Origin of the sequence: Rhizobium sp. CSW-27 (genome assembly GCF_018760785.1) — a bacterium.
GTDB lineage: Bacteria > Pseudomonadota > Alphaproteobacteria > Rhizobiales > Rhizobiaceae > Neorhizobium.
In genome coordinates this window covers 59,553-77,225 of the sequence record NZ_JAHHZO010000013.1, presented here as the reverse complement: position 1 = coordinate 77,225, position 17,673 = coordinate 59,553, and the positions used below count along the sequence as shown (strand labels likewise).

Annotated in this window: 14 protein-coding genes; 7 read left to right on the top strand and 7 right to left on the bottom strand. The window is 66.3% G+C overall.

Annotated elements, in window-relative coordinates; all coding sequences use genetic code 11:
- Positions 1 to 76: 76 nt before the first annotated feature.
- Positions 77 to 7,291, bottom strand: a complete 7,215-nt coding sequence (locus KLP42_RS21100) for an apolipoprotein A-IV repeat region-like domain-containing protein (RefSeq protein WP_215569109.1) — start codon at positions 7,289 to 7,291, stop codon at positions 77 to 79.
- A gap of 561 nt (positions 7,292 to 7,852) precedes the next feature.
- Between KLP42_RS21100 and KLP42_RS21095 the strand changes: the two genes are divergently transcribed.
- Both KLP42_RS21095 and KLP42_RS21090 read left to right on the top strand, forming a co-directional pair.
- On the top strand, positions 7,853 to 8,221 hold the full coding sequence (locus tag KLP42_RS21095) for an Hpt domain-containing protein (protein ID WP_215569189.1): 369 nt from the start codon (positions 7,853 to 7,855) through the stop codon (positions 8,219 to 8,221).
- Positions 8,222 to 8,386: 165 nt separating this feature from the next.
- The gene (locus tag KLP42_RS21090) at positions 8,387 to 8,707 is read left to right on the top strand and encodes a 2Fe-2S iron-sulfur cluster-binding protein (RefSeq protein ID WP_215569107.1); all 321 of its coding nucleotides are present in this window, start codon (positions 8,387 to 8,389) and stop codon (positions 8,705 to 8,707) included.
- Between the two features lie 462 nt (positions 8,708 to 9,169).
- Here the strand turns inward: KLP42_RS21090 and KLP42_RS21085 are convergent, their stop codons facing one another.
- Entirely contained in the window at positions 9,170 to 9,787 is a 618-nt protein-coding gene (locus KLP42_RS21085; protein WP_502941332.1) for a DUF922 domain-containing Zn-dependent protease, read from the bottom strand.
- A gap of 87 nt (positions 9,788 to 9,874) precedes the next feature.
- Here KLP42_RS21085 and folP point away from each other — a divergent pair, with 87 nt between their 5' ends.
- Genes folP through folK form a run of 3 tightly spaced genes read left to right on the top strand, consistent with a single transcriptional unit; the run spans position 9,875 to position 11,671 of the window.
- A complete protein-coding gene (gene folP, locus KLP42_RS21080) occupies positions 9,875 to 10,786 on the top strand; it encodes a dihydropteroate synthase (RefSeq protein ID WP_252193142.1) in 912 nt (303 codons plus the stop codon).
- A complete protein-coding gene (folB, locus tag KLP42_RS21075) occupies positions 10,783 to 11,148 on the top strand; it encodes a dihydroneopterin aldolase (protein WP_215569103.1) in 366 nt (121 codons plus the stop codon). The genes folP and folB overlap by 4 nt, the downstream gene beginning before the upstream one ends.
- Positions 11,117 to 11,671 (top strand): 2-amino-4-hydroxy-6-hydroxymethyldihydropteridine diphosphokinase, encoded by a 555-nt coding sequence (gene folK / locus KLP42_RS21070; protein WP_215569101.1) that lies wholly within the window; start codon positions 11,117 to 11,119, stop codon positions 11,669 to 11,671. The genes folB and folK overlap by 32 nt, the downstream gene beginning before the upstream one ends.
- A gap of 4 nt (positions 11,672 to 11,675) precedes the next feature.
- On the opposite strand, the gene KLP42_RS21065 is transcribed toward folK, so the two are convergent.
- The 4 genes from KLP42_RS21065 to KLP42_RS21050 form a co-directional block, all read right to left on the bottom strand.
- On the bottom strand, positions 11,676 to 12,230 hold the full coding sequence (locus tag KLP42_RS21065; protein WP_215569099.1) for a hypothetical protein: 555 nt from the start codon (positions 12,228 to 12,230) through the stop codon (positions 11,676 to 11,678).
- A gap of 95 nt (positions 12,231 to 12,325) precedes the next feature.
- Complete coding sequence (locus KLP42_RS21060) at positions 12,326 to 13,387, bottom strand: YcjF family protein (protein ID WP_215569096.1); 1,062 nt, start codon at positions 13,385 to 13,387, stop codon at positions 12,326 to 12,328.
- Between the two features lie 81 nt (positions 13,388 to 13,468).
- Positions 13,469 to 14,944 (bottom strand): YcjX family GTP-binding protein, encoded by a 1,476-nt coding sequence (locus KLP42_RS21055; protein ID WP_215569094.1) that lies wholly within the window; start codon positions 14,942 to 14,944, stop codon positions 13,469 to 13,471.
- 65 nt (positions 14,945 to 15,009) lie between these two features.
- Entirely contained in the window at positions 15,010 to 15,885 is an 876-nt protein-coding gene (locus KLP42_RS21050; RefSeq protein WP_252193140.1) for a LysR substrate-binding domain-containing protein, read from the bottom strand.
- A gap of 84 nt (positions 15,886 to 15,969) precedes the next feature.
- On the opposite strand from KLP42_RS21050, the gene KLP42_RS21045 reads away from it, so the two are divergent.
- The gene (locus KLP42_RS21045) at positions 15,970 to 16,353 is read left to right on the top strand and encodes a tautomerase family protein (protein ID WP_215569092.1); all 384 of its coding nucleotides are present in this window, start codon (positions 15,970 to 15,972) and stop codon (positions 16,351 to 16,353) included.
- A 106-nt stretch (positions 16,354 to 16,459) separates the two neighbouring features.
- Here KLP42_RS21045 and KLP42_RS21040 read toward each other — a convergent pair whose 3' ends face one another.
- Positions 16,460 to 16,969, bottom strand: a complete 510-nt coding sequence (locus KLP42_RS21040; protein WP_215569090.1) for a SixA phosphatase family protein — start codon at positions 16,967 to 16,969, stop codon at positions 16,460 to 16,462.
- A gap of 271 nt (positions 16,970 to 17,240) precedes the next feature.
- Between KLP42_RS21040 and dksA the strand changes: the two genes are divergently transcribed.
- On the top strand, positions 17,241 to 17,660 hold the full coding sequence (dksA, locus tag KLP42_RS21035) for an RNA polymerase-binding protein DksA (RefSeq protein ID WP_062554305.1): 420 nt from the start codon (positions 17,241 to 17,243) through the stop codon (positions 17,658 to 17,660).
- Positions 17,661 to 17,673 lie beyond the last annotated feature (13 nt).

Below are 17,673 nucleotides of genomic sequence, written 5' to 3'. Positions count from 1 at the left end.
GACCATGGCCAAAAAAACACGGGCTTCCATCGTCAGACAGAAGCCCGTGGCGTATGGCAGCCGCATTGCCTGCCGCTCAGTTGAAGCGGCCGGCGGCGTGAGCGAGCATGGTGTACACCTTGCCGGTATCGGAGGTCAGGTAGCTCTGGGTGACGCTGCGGTCGCGGTCGGTGCGGGCAACGTCGTTCAGCAGCTTCTCGAAATCGGCGATGTAGCGGTCGACAGCGGTGCGGAATTCCGGCTCGCGGTCATACTTGCGCTTGATCTCGTCAAAGGTCTGCTGGCCCTTCAGCGTATAGAGCCGGCGGGTGAACACGTCGCGTTCGCCGCGCTGGTAGCGCCGCCACAGCTCCACCGACGCGTCGTGATCGATGGCGCGGGCGATATCGACCGACAGCGAGTTGAGGGACTCGACCATGTGGCGCGGGTTGCGGCCGTCGGCGGCACGGGCCTGCGGTTCGGCGGCACGCTGGGCCGGCTGGCGGGGTGCCGGCTGGGGCGCTTCCTCGCGGGAGGCGCCGCGCAGCAGGTCGCTGATCCATCCGCCGCCTTCGCTGCGGGCGGCCGGGGCATCAGGCTGGCGTGGCGGAACGGCCGGGCTTCGGTCGACCGGCAGGCTGCCGCGCAGGCCGCCGGCAGTCGGCTCCTGGCGGGGTGCCGGCTGTGCCGCGGGTGCCATCGGCGGACGGTTTCCATAGGAAACGCTCTGCTGCGGCCGGGCAGGGGCAGCCGGCGCCGGGTTCGGCGCATGGCCGGGCTGCGGTGCTGCCGGCTGGCGCGGCGCGGCTGCGGCCGGCTGCGAGACTTCCAGCGTCTGGGCGGACTTGCCGACAATGGCCGAAATATCCTGCAGGGCCCTGATCTGCTCGGCCACCGCGCGACGCATGGCGGCCGCGCTTTCCTTGGCCTCTTCCGGCAGGTCGAAGGCGCCGCGCTTCAGTTCGGCGCGGGTATCGTCGAGTTCGCGGCGAATTTCGCTGGCGGAGCGGCGAATCTCGTCCGTTGCACCGGCAAAGCGGGACATCGCCTCTTCGACCGACTGGCGCAGCGCCTCGCGCAGATGCTCCGCCGCCACGTCGGACTTGCCGGCGGCCTCCGCCATCAGGCGGTCGACATCGGAAAGCGAGCCGGCAATGCCGCCGCGCATGCGCTCGGCAAGCTGGCGGGAGCGCTTCTCGGCCTCGGTCAGCGTGCCTTCGATGGCGCGCTGCGCCTCCTCGCTGGCATGGGTGAGGGCGGCGCGCATGCCGTCCGCCGTCTGCTGCGCCCGCTGCTCGGCCTCGCCCAGCGACCGGTTGATGTCGCTGAAGGAGCCCTGCAGGTTCTGGCGCAGCAACGCGCCAACTTCCGCCGAGCGGGCTTCCGCCCGGTCGAAGGCGCCGTCGACGACGCCGGAAAGTGCCCGCATGCTGGCCTCGATTTCCTCCGAGCGCTTGACGAGACCGACCGAGAGGGTGCGCAGGGCTTCCTGCCGTTCGCTGAGCGTGGAGGCGAGGTTGGACTGGGCAGCGCCGAGCAGCGACGAGGCCTGGTCGAGCATCGTGCTGTATTCCTCGAAGCGGCCGACGATACCGCCAACCTGCGACAGCGTCTGGCCGGAAATCTGGCCGAGGCGATCGACATTGTTTTCCAGCAGGCGGCTGGAGCTCGACACCATGTCGGCGGCGCGGGTGCTGACATCGGTGAAGCGGGCGGCCGTGTGACCGAGCTTCTGGTCGGCATCCGCCAGCCGGTCGGCAGCCTGCTCCACCGTCATGCCGATCTCGCGCGCCGCATGCTCCACCAGGGAGGCGATGCCGCTATTGCTGTTTTCCAGCCGTGTGATGAGATCGTTGACGCTGTTGGCGAGGCTGTGCTCGACGCTGCGGATCGTGCCGGCGGCCTGCTGGGTGCGGTCGCTGATGGCGGCCAGGGTCTCGTTGGTGCGTGCGGAGATCGCCTCGACCAGCGATCCGTTTTCGTTGCGCAGGCGCTGGGCGTTGAGCTGGGCGGCGGCAACGAGGCGCTCGGCGCTCTCGTCCGCGGCGGCAGCCAGCCGCTCGGCCGCGCTGCGGCCGGTTTCGGCATATTGTTCGACCAGCGGACGTGCCTTTTCCTCGATGAGGCGGGAGAGTTCCGCCGACCTCGCCGACAGCATCGAGTTGAGATCGCGCGAGCGATTGTCGAGGCTGGCGCGGATGGCCTCGCCACGGGCTTCGAGCGCACGGTCAACGGCCTCAAGCGCGGCATTCACCTCGCTGGTCGTCTCGCTGAGCGCAGTGCGGATGCTCTCTCCACGGGTGGCAATCGTGCTGTCGACGCTCGCAAGCGTCGCACCGATTTCGCCGGCGGTTTCGGAAAGCGCGGTGCGGATGGCCGAGCCGCGCGCATCGAGCGTGCGGCCTGCCTCGTCGAGCGCGCCGGTGATGCTGCCCACCTGGCGCTGCACGAGGCTTTCGGCCTCCGACACCTTGTTCATGATCGAATTGCCGGCATCCGAGAAGGCCTGTGCCACGGCGGCGGCCTGACCGGCGAGCCGGTTCTGGGTCTCGCCGATGCGGCCGGTAATCTCGTTGGAGCGTTCCTCCAGAGCGCGGGCAAATTCGGAATTGCGCTGGCCGAGGTCGTCGGCAAACTTCGCACCGGCCTGCGACAGCGTCTCGGCGGAGCGCATGGCCTCGCTGTCGAATTCGCGCGCAGCGGTGGAAACGGCATCGCGCAGCGAACCGGCCAGCGCCGAGGCCTTGCCCTCGATGGTGCGGCTGACATTGTCGAGGCCGATGGAGATTGCCCGGTCCATGGTCGACAGGCGCTCGTCGACGCGGGCCGTGCCTGCCTCGAAGGAGCCGCTGATCTTGTCGGTTGCCTCGCTGCTGATGCGCTGGAATTCTTCCGTGCCGCGGCTCAGCGTGCCTTCCAGGCGTTCAAGGCTCGCGGCATTGGCGCGTTCCAGTGCCTCGGTGCGCTCGGCAAGCGTCTGCGTCAATTGCTGGCCGACGCCTTCCACCATCGAGGAAACGTCGCCGATCTGGCTGCGGATACGGGTTTCGAGGCCACCGAACGTGGTTTCGATACGACGGCCGGTTTCGTCCAGCGTCGAGGCGACACCGCCGACGGTGCCTTCGACGCGGCTGGAGAACTGGTCGGCCGATGCCGTGATCTCGCGGGCGGCATCGCCCAGCCGGCCGGCGATTTCGCCAGCGGTATTGCGCAGACGGTCCTCCAGTTCCATGCCGGCGCCGTCGATGACCGTGCGCAACGCATCCTGCTGGCTCTCCAGGGACATTTCGAGCATGCCGGTGCTGGTGGCGATCGTCGTGCCGATCGAGGTCGCCTGATCCAGCAGCAGATCGCTGAGATTGGCCTGCGCCTCGTTGAGCGTGGTCGAGAAGGTCTGGTGTCCGGCATCGAGCGTCGAGCGCAGGCGCTCATGGCCGCTGTCGAAGGTCTCGGTAAGCGTGCGGGTCGCGCCGTCGACCACGCCGGAAATGCGCTCGTGACCACTGCCAAGCGCCGTCTCGACACGGCCGATGCCCTGGTCGAGACTGGTTTCGAAGCGGCCGGCATTGTCGGTAAGCGTGGTTTCGATGCGGTTCGCCGCAGCGCCGAGCGTGCGGTCGATCACGTCGTGGCCGGCAATCAGGGTGCGGGCCAGTTCGGTCGCGCGGCCTTCCAGGGACTGGTCGAGACGCTGCTGGTTTTCCGCATAGGCGGACCGCAATATCTCGGTACGGCTGGCGAAGCTCTGCTCGATGCGGCCGTCGGCCTGTTCGACCGTCGACATCAGCGCGGCGGTCTTTTCCTCCATCATCCCCGCCAGGCGGTCTTCGCTGACGGCGATGGCGGCGCCGAGCGCCATGGTGCGGTCGTCCAGGGTTTCGCCGAGACGCTCGGTTCCGGACGCAACCATGCGGCCGAACGTGTCGACGTGGCGGCCGAGATCGGTCTCGATGCGCTCGCGACCGTCCGCGAGCGTGCGGCCGAGTTCCGCGGTGCGGGCGGCAAGCGACTGGTCGAGCCGCTGCTGGTTTTCGGCATAGGTCGCGCCGAGTATCTCGGTGCGGCTGGCAAAGCTGTCTGCAATGCGGGAATCGGCCTGTTCGACGGTCGACATCAGCGCGGCGGTCTTCTCCTCGACGACGTTCGTCAGGCGATCCTCGCTGAGGGCAATCGTGGCGCTGAGTGCCATGGTGCGGTCGTCCAGCGCATCGCCCAGGCGTTCGGTGCCCGTCGTCAGCATCCGGCCGAATTCATCGACACGGCGGCCGAGATCGGCCTCGATGCGTTCGCGACCGTCGGTGAGCGTGCGCGACAGGTCGGCGGCGCGGGCTTCGAGTGCCTGGTCGAGGCGCTGCTGGTTGTCGGAATAGGCGGACCGCAGGGCGTCCGTGCGGTGTGCGAAGCTGTCGCCGATGCGGGAATCGGCCTGTTCGACGGTCGCCATCAGCGCGGCGGTCTTTTCCTCGACGACGCTCGTCAGGCGATCCTCGCTGAGGGCGATCGTGGCGCTGAGTGCCATGGTGCGATCGTCCAGCGCATCGCCGATGCGCTCCGTTCCGGAGGCAACCATCTGGCCGAATTCATCCACGCGGCGGCCGAGATCGGATTCGATGCGGCCATGACCGTCGGCCAGCGTGCGCGACATGGCATCAATGCGGGCGTCTAGCAGCCCGGCCATGCGCTCCGGTGCGCCGGAAACGGTGTTTTCAAGGGCGTCTGCTCGGGTGCCGAAGGTCTCAGCAAAGCGCTGGTGACCGCTTTCCACCGACTGGATCAGGCTTGCGGAGCGTTCGGACAGGCGCTCCTCGAAACGGGCCTGACTATCGGAGAGGGCGCCGGCGAGCGACTGGCTGCGGTCGGCCAGCACGGCGTCGATGCGCTCATGGGCATTGCCGATGCTGTCGGTCAGTTCCGCGGTGCGCGCCGCAAGCGCGCCGGTGATGCGGTTGCCGCGGCTGTCGATACCCTCCAGCAGATCGCGCGAACGCTCGTCGAGAGTGTCGGCAAGGGTCCGGCCGGTCTGGTCGATGCTGTCGGTCAAAGCTCTGGCGCGGGCGTCGAGGCGGCTGTCGAGATCCTGCGTGCGGCTGTCAAGGTCGCCGATCAGCGCGCGGCTGCGGTTGTCCAGTCCGTCGGCGATCTGGCGGCTGCGCGCCTCCAGGCTGCTGTCCAGCAACTGGGCGCGCTGGTCGAGATCCTCGACAAGGCTGCGGCTGCGGCTGTCGATACCCTCGGTGATGGCGCGGCTGCGGGCCTCCAGGCTGCTGTCGAGCGACTGGGTGCGCTGGTCGAGATCATCGACCAGAATGCGGCTGCGATTGTCGAGGCTTTCGCCGAACACGCGGGCACGCGCATCGAAGCCTTCGGTCAGCTGACGGGTGCGCTCGTCCAGCGTGTCCGAGAAGCGCCGGTGGCGTTCGTCCAGGCTGTCGGAGAGGCCACGCGTGTGCTGGCCGAGCGTGTCGTCAAGCGAGCGGCTGCGGCTGTCGAGATCCTCGATCAGGCTGCGGCTGCGCGTTTCCAGGCCTTCGTTGAGCAGGCGGTTGCGCTCTTCCAGATCGGCGGTCAGGCGGCGGGCGCGGTTGTCGAGCGCCTCCGACAGCTGACTGCCGCCGCTTTCCAGCGTGGATTCGATCAGTTCCTGGCTGGTGCCGAGCGTGGTGGCGATGGCCAGTGAATGGTCGGTGAAGGTGGAGCTGATGCGCTCGACGCTGCTGGTCAGCAGGCCCTCAAGCGAATCGGTGCCGCCGTTCAGCGTGTCGCGGATGCTGGCAAGGCTTTCGGTGAGCTTGGTGCCGAGCGAACCGGACCGCTGGTCGAAGGCACTGGTGAATTCTTCCAGGCCGGTATCGAAGGTGGCGCTCAGCTGGCCGATCGTGCCCTGCAGGCGCTCCTCGAAGAGACCGGTGCGCAGGTCGAGATCCATGATGGCATCGTCGGCTGCCGTCTGCAGGTTCTGGCGGAAGCTTGCGCCCTTTTCATCCAGCGAGCGGTTCAGCGAGGTCAGCACCGTTCCGAGCGTGCCGGTGATGGTGCGTTCGCCATCGGTCAGCGTCTCGTTGATCTCGCGGGTGCGGGCAAGCAGCGTCTCGTTGAGCAGGCGGGTGCGCTCGTTGAGCGCCGCATTCAGCCGGTCGGTGCTGGCATCCAGCGTTGAGGCGCGCGTCTCGAACTGGCTGAGGATCTCGTTGCCGCGCTCCGCCAGGGTGGAGCCGAGATGCGACAGGCGGGAATCGAATTCGGCGGCGAGCGTCGAGCCGGAGGTGTTCAGCGCGGCGATGACGCCCTCCGTCTTGGCGGCGAGCAGCGAGCCGAGCGCCTCGCCGGCCGCGTTCGACTTCTCCATCAGGAGGGCGGCGCGGGTATCGATCATCGAGGCGAAGGCCTCGCCGGAGGTGGCAAGCCGCACGGCGATCTCTTCGGTCGCCAGCGACAGCTCTTCCTTCATCTGCTCATGCGCGCCGACGATGGAGGTGCGGATGCGCTCCGCGTGGTTGACGATCGCATCGCGCTCGGAGCCCAGTTCATGCACGAGGCCGCGCACGCGCATCTCGTTGTCGGCATAGCTGCGCTCCAGCGCATTCACTTCCGAATGCACGAGCGTTTCCAGCTCCGTGGCGCGCGCGATGGTGCGCTCGATGCCCTCGTTCATCGCCGAGACTTCGCGGCGCACGGCCTGGCCGACCGACATGATGCGCTCGGAGGCGATGGTTTCCGGTTCGGCAAGGCGCAGCGCCACCTCGGCCATCGAACGGGCGGCGTTGCGCAGGTCCTGCGCGCGCGCCATCATGATGGCAAAGGCAAAGAACAGCATGACCGGCACGATGATGCCAATGATCACCGCGACGAGGCCGGGCATGGCCACGAGATCGGCAACCGAGCCCGTCTGCCAGATCTGGCCGCCATAGAGCAGTTGCGCGAGACCGATGCCGCCCACGGCCCACAGCAGCGACACGATGCCGGCATTGCGCAGCGAGGAGCGCATGGAGCCGCTTTCCAGCGAGCGCATGATGCTCGACGTGCTGCGCCGGCCGCTGTCATTGGCGGGTTCGAGCGCGGGAGATTTGGGTTCGGCCGGGGCGGTGGCCCGCGGCGCTTCCGGCGCGCGCGGGCGGGCGGCGGCTTGGGGGGCGGCTTGCGGGGCGGGGCGCTGCTTTGGGGTGTCCTGCACGGCGGATGCCTCCGGCGAAGGGGGAGCGGGCCTCGTCTTCGGCGTTGCCGGCGGATCGTCGTTGAAGTCGATCTTCAGTGCGTCTTCCAGCGCCTGGAAGGCCGTCTCGTCGATCGACTCGCTGTTCGGATTCTTAGCCATGCGGTTACGCCTCGTTACCATACTCATCCGGCCGACGGGGGCTGCGCCGGCCGCGAGAGGCGCAACAGGCCGTCTGCCGGGCCGGACTGCCGCAGCCGTCGGGGCCTCGGATGTCCGGTCCATTTCAAACCCGCCGGAAGCCTTTCCCGTCAAAGACGTCATAAGAAAGGCTGAGCGGGGCACCCAGGCTGGCACAGGCGTCATGCCCGCACCAGTTTTCATCGTACTGTAGTGGCACATTCGGCATCCAGACACAATTCTGGCTCTGGTTGCACATTCTGCGCGAACTCGTTGTTAACAGATTTTAAACCGCTTCCCGAGCGGATTTCCCTTGATTTCGGGCGCGTTACGGGAAATTAACCATACTCTCAAAAAACCTGCCGCTTTTGCGCCGGAATTTAACGGGATAGCGAGGCTGACCCGGGACGTTCGGGCAAGGGTGCGCATTGGTCCTGTCCTGGAACCGCTCCGCCCGGCATGTCCGAACGGGATGCGGTGAGCCACGGCAGGTTGTCGATGGTTCGAACCTGACCGGGAGGCAACAAAGGGATGAACCTGTTCATGGCTTCGGTGAACATTGCATTTGAGGCGCCCGACAATGGGCGCGGCGCGGCGACCTCGACCTCTCGCCCGATCGATCTCGATCATCTGGCGGTTCAGACCATGGGCGACAAGGCGCTGGAGGCGGAGGTGCTGGCGCTCTTTACCCGCCAGGCGCGGGCGGCGCTGAACGAGATCGGCGACCGGCCGGCCGAGGCGGTGGTGGCCGCAGCGCATCGTCTGCGCAGCGCCGCAAACGCCGTCGGCGCCTTTGCCGTGGTGAAGGCGACGGAAGCGCTGGAAAGCCAGCCGGACAGCGCCGCCGCACGGGCTGCCGTGGCGGCAACGGTGCTGGATGCCGAGAATTTCATCCTGAAACTGCTGCGCTGAGCATGCTCCGTCAGGGATGCCGGCCCGGCTGAGCAGAGCCTCGGCCCCCTGACCGCCCGGCGCCTTTCGCGGGTGCGGGGTCATGATGCCGTGCGGCAACGTTGACTGGGGCGGCGATTTGTCGGAAGACAACGCGGTTTTGACTTCAGTTCGCAGGGATCCGCCATGACGCAACTCACCATCGTCGCCTTCGACGGGACACGCTTTGACATTGACGCGGAGCAGGGCTCCACGGTGATGGAGAATGCGGTTCGCCACTCCGTTCCGGGCATCGACGCCGAATGTGGCGGGGCCTGCGCCTGTGCCACCTGTCATGTCTATGTCGATGAGGCCTGGATGACCGCCGTCGGCGGCCCGGCGCCGATGGAAGAGGACATGCTGGATTTTGCCGTCGACGTGCGTCCCAATTCGAGACTGAGCTGTCAGATCAAGATCACGGCCGAGCTGGACGGGCTCGTGGTCAGCGTTCCGGAACGCCAGGGCTGAACGCGGCGCAATCGCTGCACCCGCCACGCCCAAAAAAAATCGCCTCGCCGGGCTTGCGCCGGACGAGGCGAAGGCGGGCGTATCGCTGTCGGACGAGGGAGGAACATCCGCAGCCTTGGGATACGCCAGGAGAACATGGGGAACGCGAATTCTGCATGATGCCGCACCGGTTCGGGTGCAGGCCGGCGGCATTGTCGCCTGCCGGTGATGGGGGCCGTTGTCGCATGCGCCGCCTCACATGCGACAACGGGGCCGAACATCCGGGGCGCCTTGCTGTCTGCCGTGCCCCTTCAGTGATTGCTACTATATGAGTGTCGGCGAATTTAGCCAATTGGAAGAAATAACCAGTCATTCACCATAGGTTGCGCAAGTTTCACGCAACCTTGCGATACGCGCAGTTTTTGGGCGGATGCGCGGCAGGGCCTTGCCTTGTCTCCTGGGCGGAAGCGCGCAGGACGGATATTACTGGGAGGCACGACTGCGATACTTCAGCAGGCGCATCATGCGCTCCTCGAAGTTGCGTGCTTCCACCATGTCGAAGCGCAGCTGGTCGCGGTCGTGCTCGTCGATGATGCGCCGGCTGACCATCCCGACTTCCCTTTCGAGAATGGCGCAGTTGCGCGCCGGCGGCAGGGCCAGCAACGCCTTTTCCAGATCGCGTGCATGCTGGCGGGCGATCTCCGCGTGGCGTTCCTCGTGCCGCTTGATGTCGGCCGCCAGCGTGTCCCAGATCAGGGCAAGGCCGTTTTCGGCCCGGCGGCGGTTCTTCCAGCGGGGCAGGATGATTTTCGTCTTCAGCGTGACGTTGACATCGCCGACGGCGCAGCTGCCCTCGCTTTCGTGATAGGTGATGTCGCCGCCGAACTTGATCTCGGTCGCGCCCGGATGGCGAAAGCCGGCACTGCCGGTCTGCGGGCCGCGGCGGGCCAGTTCGGAATCCAGATCCTCGGCAGTACGTCCCGAAATGCTGAAATAGGAATAGGTCTTGGTGATGGCCGGATCGGCATGCGACGGGCCGGATGACATCAGCAGGAACAGCAACGCCGGGAGAACAAGACTGCGAGCGAGCGCTGCGGACATTCTGGTGCCTGTGTGATTGAGTTTGGCCGAAGCTTGGGGCATAGCGCTTACCACCGCAACAGACGTTTGCAAATTTCCTGGTGAGAGATGAGGATCGCAGCCGACGTGACATTTCCCGGCAACAGCATCTGGCAGGTCGGCGGCGGGCGCAGTCTTTCGCTGGGCGCGGCCGGCCACCTGATGGCGATCATCAACGTGACGCCGGATTCCTTTTCCGATGGCGGTATGCATCTATCCGTCGAGGCGGCGGTCAAGCACGCCATGGCCTGTGTCGAGGAGGGCGCGACCATTCTCGATATCGGTGGCGAATCGACGCGACCGGGTGCCGAGCCGGTTTCTCCCGCCGAGGAGCAGGCCCGCATCCTGCCGGTCATCGCGGCACTTGCCGGCCGTACCGAGGCGCTGATTTCGGTGGATACCTATCGTGCCGATACGGCGCGCCTTGCCATTGCGGCCGGCGCGCATGTGGTCAACGATGTCTTCGGCCTGCGCCACGATCCGGACATGGCTCAGGTGGTGGCGGAGACCGGGGCAGGGCTGGTGATGATGCATACGGGCCGCGGCCGCGAGGCGGACAAGGTGGCCGACGTGGTGGCCGATCAGCGGATCTTCTTCGAGCGGCAGCTGGCACTGGCCGACGAGGCCGGCGTCCGCCGCGAGGCGATCGTGCTCGATCCGGGCTTCGGCTTTGCCAAGAACCGCGACGAGGATTTTCAGCTGATGGCGCGCTTCCACGAGCTGCAGGACATCGGCCTTCCCTGGCTGGTCGGCACTTCGCGCAAGCGGTTCATCGGGGCGGTGACCGGGCGGGACCAGGCGGGCGACCGCGATGTGGGAACGGCGGCCACCACTGCACTGTTGCGGCTCTGCGGTGCATCGATCTTCCGCGTCCACAATGTGGCAACGAATCGCGATGCGCTGCTGATGGCCGATGCGGTGCTTGCCGCGCGCACGGACGGCGCCCGGCACGAGGCCGCGCACAAGGAGAGACAGGCGTGAGTGTCTACACGATTACCCTGAAGAACTGCGCCTTCTATGCGCGCCACGGCGTGCTGAAGGAGGAATCGGTTCTCGGGCAGCGATTCTTCATCGATGCGGAACTCGACGTGCCGGCAGGTGCCGCGCTGACCGAGGACGATCTGAACAGCACCATGCATTATGGCCATGCCTTTGCGGTGATCGAGGAGGTGGTGACCTCCACGCGCCGTGCGCTGATCGAGGCGCTGGCCCATGACGTGGCGCTTGCGCTCTGTGCCCGTTTCCCGCAGATCGTCCGCGCGGCGATCACCGTGCGCAAGCCGAGTGTGCCGATCCCCGGAATCCTGGATCATGTCGAGGTGCGTGTTGAATACCGTCCCTGAAACAGGCGCGGCCCTTGCGGACTGGCAGCGGGCAACGCTCGGGCTTGGTGGCAATATCGGCGATCCGCGCACGGCCATGGCTGCGGCACTGCAGGCGCTGGATGGCCGCGACGACTGTCGCGTGCGCGCGGTGTCGCGGCTTTACCGCACGCCGCCCTGGGGCAAGATCGATCAGGCGGATTTCTTCAACAGCTGCGCGCTGATCGAGACGCGGCTGTCGCCCAAGGATCTGCTGGATCTGTGCCTCTCGATCGAGCGCGGCATGAAACGGGTGCGGCTGGAACGCTGGGGACCGCGCACGATCGATATCGACCTGCTGACCTATGGCGACTGTCAGGTGCATGAGGAAGGGCTGGACGTGCCGCATCCGCGCATGGTGGAGCGCGGCTTCGTGCTGATGCCGCTTGCCGACATCGCGCCGGAGCTGATGGTGCTTGGCAAGACGGTTTCGGCCTGGCTGGACCAGGCCGACACGGTAGGCATCGTGGTGGCGGACGAAGCCACCGACTGGTGGCGTGGCTGACGGATCAGGGCTTGATCGAGCCCACGGCGATCGGGTCCGTCTCGCGGGTCAGCGACAGGCCGATCACCGGCACCATCTGGTCTTCGACCTTCACGGAAATCGTGACGTTCATCGCATTGCGGTCCTGCATGCGCGCCACCATGGCGCCATCCAGCTTGGCCCGGTTGAGGCCGACGACCATGCGGTCGCCATCCACCATGCCGGAGACGATGTCGAGGCCCTTGCCCTCCGCGCCATCGAGGAACTTGCCCTTGTAGCTGACGCCTGCCTGGGTGATGACGGCCGACATCGGCTGCTTGAACACGCCGACGCGGCAGGTTCCGTCGAGCTTGATGCCGGCATCGCCGTCGGCGCTCGCCTCGCCGGTCAGGTCGCAGGTGAACTTCGTGCCCTTGTACTTGCCGGCGACGATTTCGCCGGGACCTTTCCAGGTGCCGGCGGCGGATGCGAAGAAGGCCTGGTCGGCCTCGGCGGCAACGGCCGGCTGAAGGGTGACGGCGAGTGCCATCGATACGGCGGCAAAGAGCCCGCCATTTCGGGAAAAGATGCGCGAAACCATGAAACTTTCCTTGGGCGAGCGACGTCCTGATCGATCGTCACACTAGCCGAGGGATGGTTAATGGAGGGTTTAGATTGGCCTTTTGCGGCCCGTTCTCACTCCGTCCGTTCGCCGTTTCTGGCGCCGGACAGGGTTGTCAGGTCGCCGAGGAAATCGCCGATGCCCGGCCGTTTCAGCGCGGTGAAGGGAAGCGGGCGGCACAGATCCATGGCGGCGATACCGATTCGCGCCGTCAGCAGGCCGTTGATCACGCCTTCGCCCAGCCGGGCCGACAGCTTTGCCGCCAGCCCGTGTCCCAGCACCTGCTGGGCAAGCCCATCGCCGACAGCAATCGAACCGGTGACGGCGAGATGGGCGATCACGTCGCGCAGCAGGCGCAGAAGACCAAGCGTGCCGGGCCGGCCGCCGTAAAGCTCCGCCATGGCCCGCACGAGTCGCGTCACCTCGAACAGCACATAGGCGAGATCGACGACGGCCCGCGGGCTGACCGCCGTGACGACCGAGGTGCGGCGGGAACTGGCCAGGATGAGGGCGCGCGCCTGCCGGTCGAGCGGCGCCAGCAGTTCCCGTTCCGCCAGTTCTATCAGATGTGGCCCGTCGATGATGTCGTCCCGGGTGGCGTTGAGCGTGGCGCGGCCGCGTGCCGTTTCGGCGCGGTGGGCAAGCAGCGTGTCGAGCCGTGCGACCAGCGCGCGGGCCGGCTTCTGGCTTGCGTTTCGGCGTGCACTCTGCGCCTCCGCCTTGATGGCCTGCACGGCATCAAGGCGCAGCAGACCCGCCACCTCGCGCCCGACGACGACGGCAAGCGCCAGCACGCCGAGCGCCAGAACGCCGACCGCCGTATAGCCCAGCCAGTCGGCGCGGGAGAACAGGTCGCGCACCACCTGGTCTGCCCACAGCCAGAAGGCGAGCGACAGGAAGGTGCCGAGTGCGCCAAGGGCAAGTTTGCCCCAGGAGAAGCCATGTTTGCGGGGTGTCGCCACCGCGGCTTCGGCAGCGGCGAGTTCCGGCGGCGTCACGAAGGGATCCTCGGCATCGGGGGTCACGGTGAAGCCGTCGTCGAAACTGCGCGGCAGGCGCAGCGGCGCGGTCGGCTTGCGCTCGTTCTCGGGCAGATCGAAGGCGCCGGGGCGGCGGCGCGGGGTCTCGTCACTCATCTTCGGCTCCTTGCCGTTCGGCCCCTTGGGGGGCGGCCTTCGGCTGGCGGTGTGCTGTCGGTTCTCTTCGGCGCCGGCATGTCAGGCCAGCCTGTCGCCGATCAGGAACTGCAGGGCGCGGTCGAGACGGATATGCGGCACCGAAAGCCGGATGCCGCCGGCATTTTCCTCCACCGCCGGCGGGCGGAAGCGGACGATGTTCAAATGCGGCAGCGGCCCGGCTTCAGAAAGCGATTCAACCGCCTGAAAAAGTGAATCCGGTTTTTCCGGCAAGTCCCCGGGAAAGATCGCGGTTTTGCGATTGCCGTCGAAGATTTCGCCATTGATCGTTTCGCCGGCCATCGGCGTGCCGGTGATGACCGGCAGCAATTCGCCATTCTGCCGGACCGTCGCCTCGCGCGTGGCCCGGACCGAGGCGATTGCCATCACCTCGATGCCCGCACCCGCCATGCCGATGCGTTCGATGGCGCGATCGACCAGCCTGCGGGTCAGTGCCTCCAGCCGGTCATGGCTTTCGTGGTGCAGATGATCCGCCTTGGTCGCGGCGACCAGCACGCGGTCGATGCGGCGGCCGAGCAGGGAAGACAGCAGCGAATTGGTGCCGGGGCGGAAGCAGGCGAGCACATCCGACAGTGCCCGTTCCAGATCCTGCACGGCCTCGGGCCCCCGGTTCAGAGCCTGCAGCGCATCGATCAGCACGATCTGCCGGTCGAGCCGGGCAAAATGTTCGCGGAAGAAGGGTTTTACCACCACTGTCTTGTAGGCCTCGAAACGGCGTTCCATCATGGCAGCCAGGCTGCCTTTCTCGAAGCGGCCCTCCGGCAGGGCGGGCAGCGGCGCGAAGGTCAGCGCCGGCGAGCCGTCGAGATCGCCGGGCATCAGGAAACGGCCGGGTGGCAGCGTCGAGAGCGAGCGCTCGTCCGCCTTGCAGGCCTTCAGATAGGCGGCAAAGCTTTCCGCCAGCCGGCGCGCCGTCATCTCGTCGGCCGGCGCCGTGGCGGACAGGGTGCCGGCAAGGCCGAGCCAGTCGCGCGCGAGGTCGCGGCGGATGCCCGTGCCGGCCAGTTCCACCGTGGCACGGCTGAAGCCGCGATAGTCCTGGGCCAGCAACGGCAGGTCCAGCAGCCATTCGCCCGGATAATCGACGATATCGATGGAGAGCCGGCCGGGCGAGAAGAAACGGCCCCAGCCGCTGGCGCTCTGGTAGTCGAGCGTCAGGCGCAGTTCGGAAATCGCCCGGGTGGAGGCCGGCCAGACCCGTTCGCGCACCAGCGCCTGGATGTGATCCTCGTACTGGAAGCGGGCGATGGCATCGTCCGGCTGCGGCTCCAGCCGGGCGGCGGAGACGCGGCCCGACCGCACCGCCTCCAGCAGGGGCAGGCGGCCGCCATGCAGCAGATTGTGCACGAGCGAGGAGATGAACACCGTCTTGCCGGCCCGCGACAGGCCGGTGACGCCGAGCCGGAGGGTGGGATGGACGAGGCCGGAGGCGCGGTCGGCCAGCGTATCGAGCGCAATCAGCGTATCGTCTTTGAGCGAGGTAAGGGATGGCGGCAAGTGTGGAACCCGATGATGTTGCTCTTCCCTATATAGAGATCATCGGGACGGGAAAAAGGTGAGCGTCATGGCTTTGCCGGTAACCGCTCCAGGATCTCGCGCTGCAGCGCCCTCACGGCGGGTGTCGCTTCGGCATCGGCATGCAGGGCAAGAGTGATGGCACCTAGCTTCGGCAGACCTGCTCCTTGCGTGGAAAGTCCTGCGGGGACGTTCTCCTTGATGCGCGCCGTCAGCCCAAGGCCAGCGCGGACAGCCGCGTGCAGCCCGGTCAGACTGCGGCTGGTGAAGGCCGGCCACCACGCGATTCCGGCTCTGTCCAGGGATGCCGTGGCACGCTCGCGAAAGGCACAGGGCGGATCGAACAGCACCAGCGGCACGGGCGTTTCGTGATCATGACGCCATTCCGGATGACCAATCCAGACCATGTCCATTTCGGCAACCACGCGGCCCTGCATGCCGCCCGCGCTTGCCCATGTCAGGGCAAGGTCCAGCCGACCACTCTCGAAATCGGACTGCAGGCTCCTGCTGCTGTCGACCCGTGCCTCCAGGCGGACACGCGGATGGATCTCGGCAAAGCGCGCGAGAAGCGGCGCTAGCCATGTTTCCGCAAGATCCTCGGGAATGCCGAGCCGCACATGTCCGTCCAGTGTCGCCGACTGAGAAAGAGCCGCAAAGGTCTCGTCGTTCAACTGCAGCAACCGTCGCGCATAGCCGAGCAGCAGCTCTCCCGCCTCGGTCGGCACGAGGCCGCGTCCCTGGCGGCGCAGGAGGGGCTGTCCCACCTGCTCCTCCAGCTTGCGCATCTGCAGGCTGATGGCCGACGCCGAGCGTCCGAGCCGGTCGCCGGCGCGGATGAAACTGTTGAGCTCTACGCCAGTGACGAAGGTCCGTAGCACATCCAGTTCGAATGTCTGACGTCGCCAATTGTTCTGTTTTTCCAAATGGACACTTCCAAAGTTTGAAATTTTCAAAATGACTGTGCCTGCGTAGGATGGCGCCGTCAATCACGGAAGAGGAAACGGGCCATGCCCTTCGTTCATGCAAGACTGGCCGGGATCAACGCCCGGGCTGAGGAGATCCGCGCGTTGCAGCAGGCGATCACACGTCTGATGGAAAAGGTGCTGAACAAACGCGCCGACCTGACCGCAGTCCTCGTGGAGGTCAGCGAGACCGCCTTCTGGTCGATTGGGGGCGATACGGTGCCGGTGGCCGCGCATCTCGATGTCTTCGTCACACGCGGTACCAACAGCGAGGCGGAAAAGGCTGCCTTCATTGCCGAAGCCCATGCGCTCATCGCGCATTTCTGTGATGGCAGACTGTCGGAGGCGACCTATGTAGTGATCCAGGACATCGATGCGGAGGCCTGGGGCTATGGCGGTCGTACGCAGGCCGCGCGGCGCGTGGCATAACAGCCATCGAAACTGGATGCAGCCTCAAGGCGGATGGTAGCTGACGATGCAACAGCCTGCGAGGAACCTCGAAAGGTCGGATGCGGCAGTTCAGGTTCGGTCCGCCCTACGCCGTGATGAAATCCTTCACCTGCCAGGTGCCGGCGGCCGCCATCAGCGGGCCCCCATGGTCGAGCACGGTCAGGCCGGCCGTCGGGTAACCGCTCGGAATGAGGGCGGCCATGCGGTCCTGCCCGATCATCGCTTCCAGCAGTTCCTCCATGGTGGGGTTGTGACCGATCAGCATGACGGCGCGGGCGGCATCCTGCGCATCGAGAACCGCGAGATAGGTTTCGAGCGTACCGTTGTAGAGCTCGTCGATGAAGCTCAGTTCGATCTCCTCGCCGAAGGCGCGGTGAATGGCATCGGCTGTCTGCCGGCAGCGCAGCGCGGTGGAACACAGGACGAGTTCGGGCTGATAGCGGCGGTCAGCGGCAAGCGTGGCGACGACTTCCGCCTCCGCGTAACCGTGATCATCGAGGGCGCGGTCGAAATCGCGGCCGCCGGGCTGCGGCCATCCGGAACGGGCATGGCGGAGGAGATAGATGCGGGAAGGCGGTGGTTCGATGCTGATCATGGAGGGGTCCGCGCGGCTGATCGACGCCTTCGAGTAGCCTGCCGGCGGTCCTTCCGTCAACTGTCCCGGAGAGGCACGCCCCGGGCTTGCGGCGCCATCACGTCTGCGGCACGGTTTGCCCGCCTGTTCGCAAAAACGCATAAGGAATAGCCAGTTAGCTGATTTTTGTGTCAGTTTTAAAAATGCCCTAATGCCGCCCTAAAGGCTTGAATCAGCATGTCGGAATGGAGTATAGGACGCCGCGTGAGAGCTGTTCTTCAGGAGAATCGCGTTGAGTGAGAAGATCGACCTTAGCAGCTACGTCCTCTCGGAAGATGAAGAGTTCATGAATGCCAACCAGAGGGCATACTTCCGAGCCAAGCTCATAGCCTGGAAAAATGATATCCTGAGAGAAGCGCGCGAAACGCTCGACCACCTCGCTGAAGAAAGCGCCAACCATCCCGATCTCGCCGACCGGGCCTCCTCCGAAACCGACAGGGCCATCGAACTTCGTGCCCGTGACCGTCAGAGAAAACTGATCTCCAAGATCGACGCTGCCCTGCAGCGGATCGAGGACGGCACCTATGGTTATTGCGAGGAAACCGGCGAGCCGATCGGGCTGAAGCGCCTGGATGCACGGCCGATCGCGACGCTTTCCATCGAGGCGCAGGAGCGCCACGAGCGCCGGGAAAAGGTCTATCGCGACGAATAATCGCGCTCTGTCC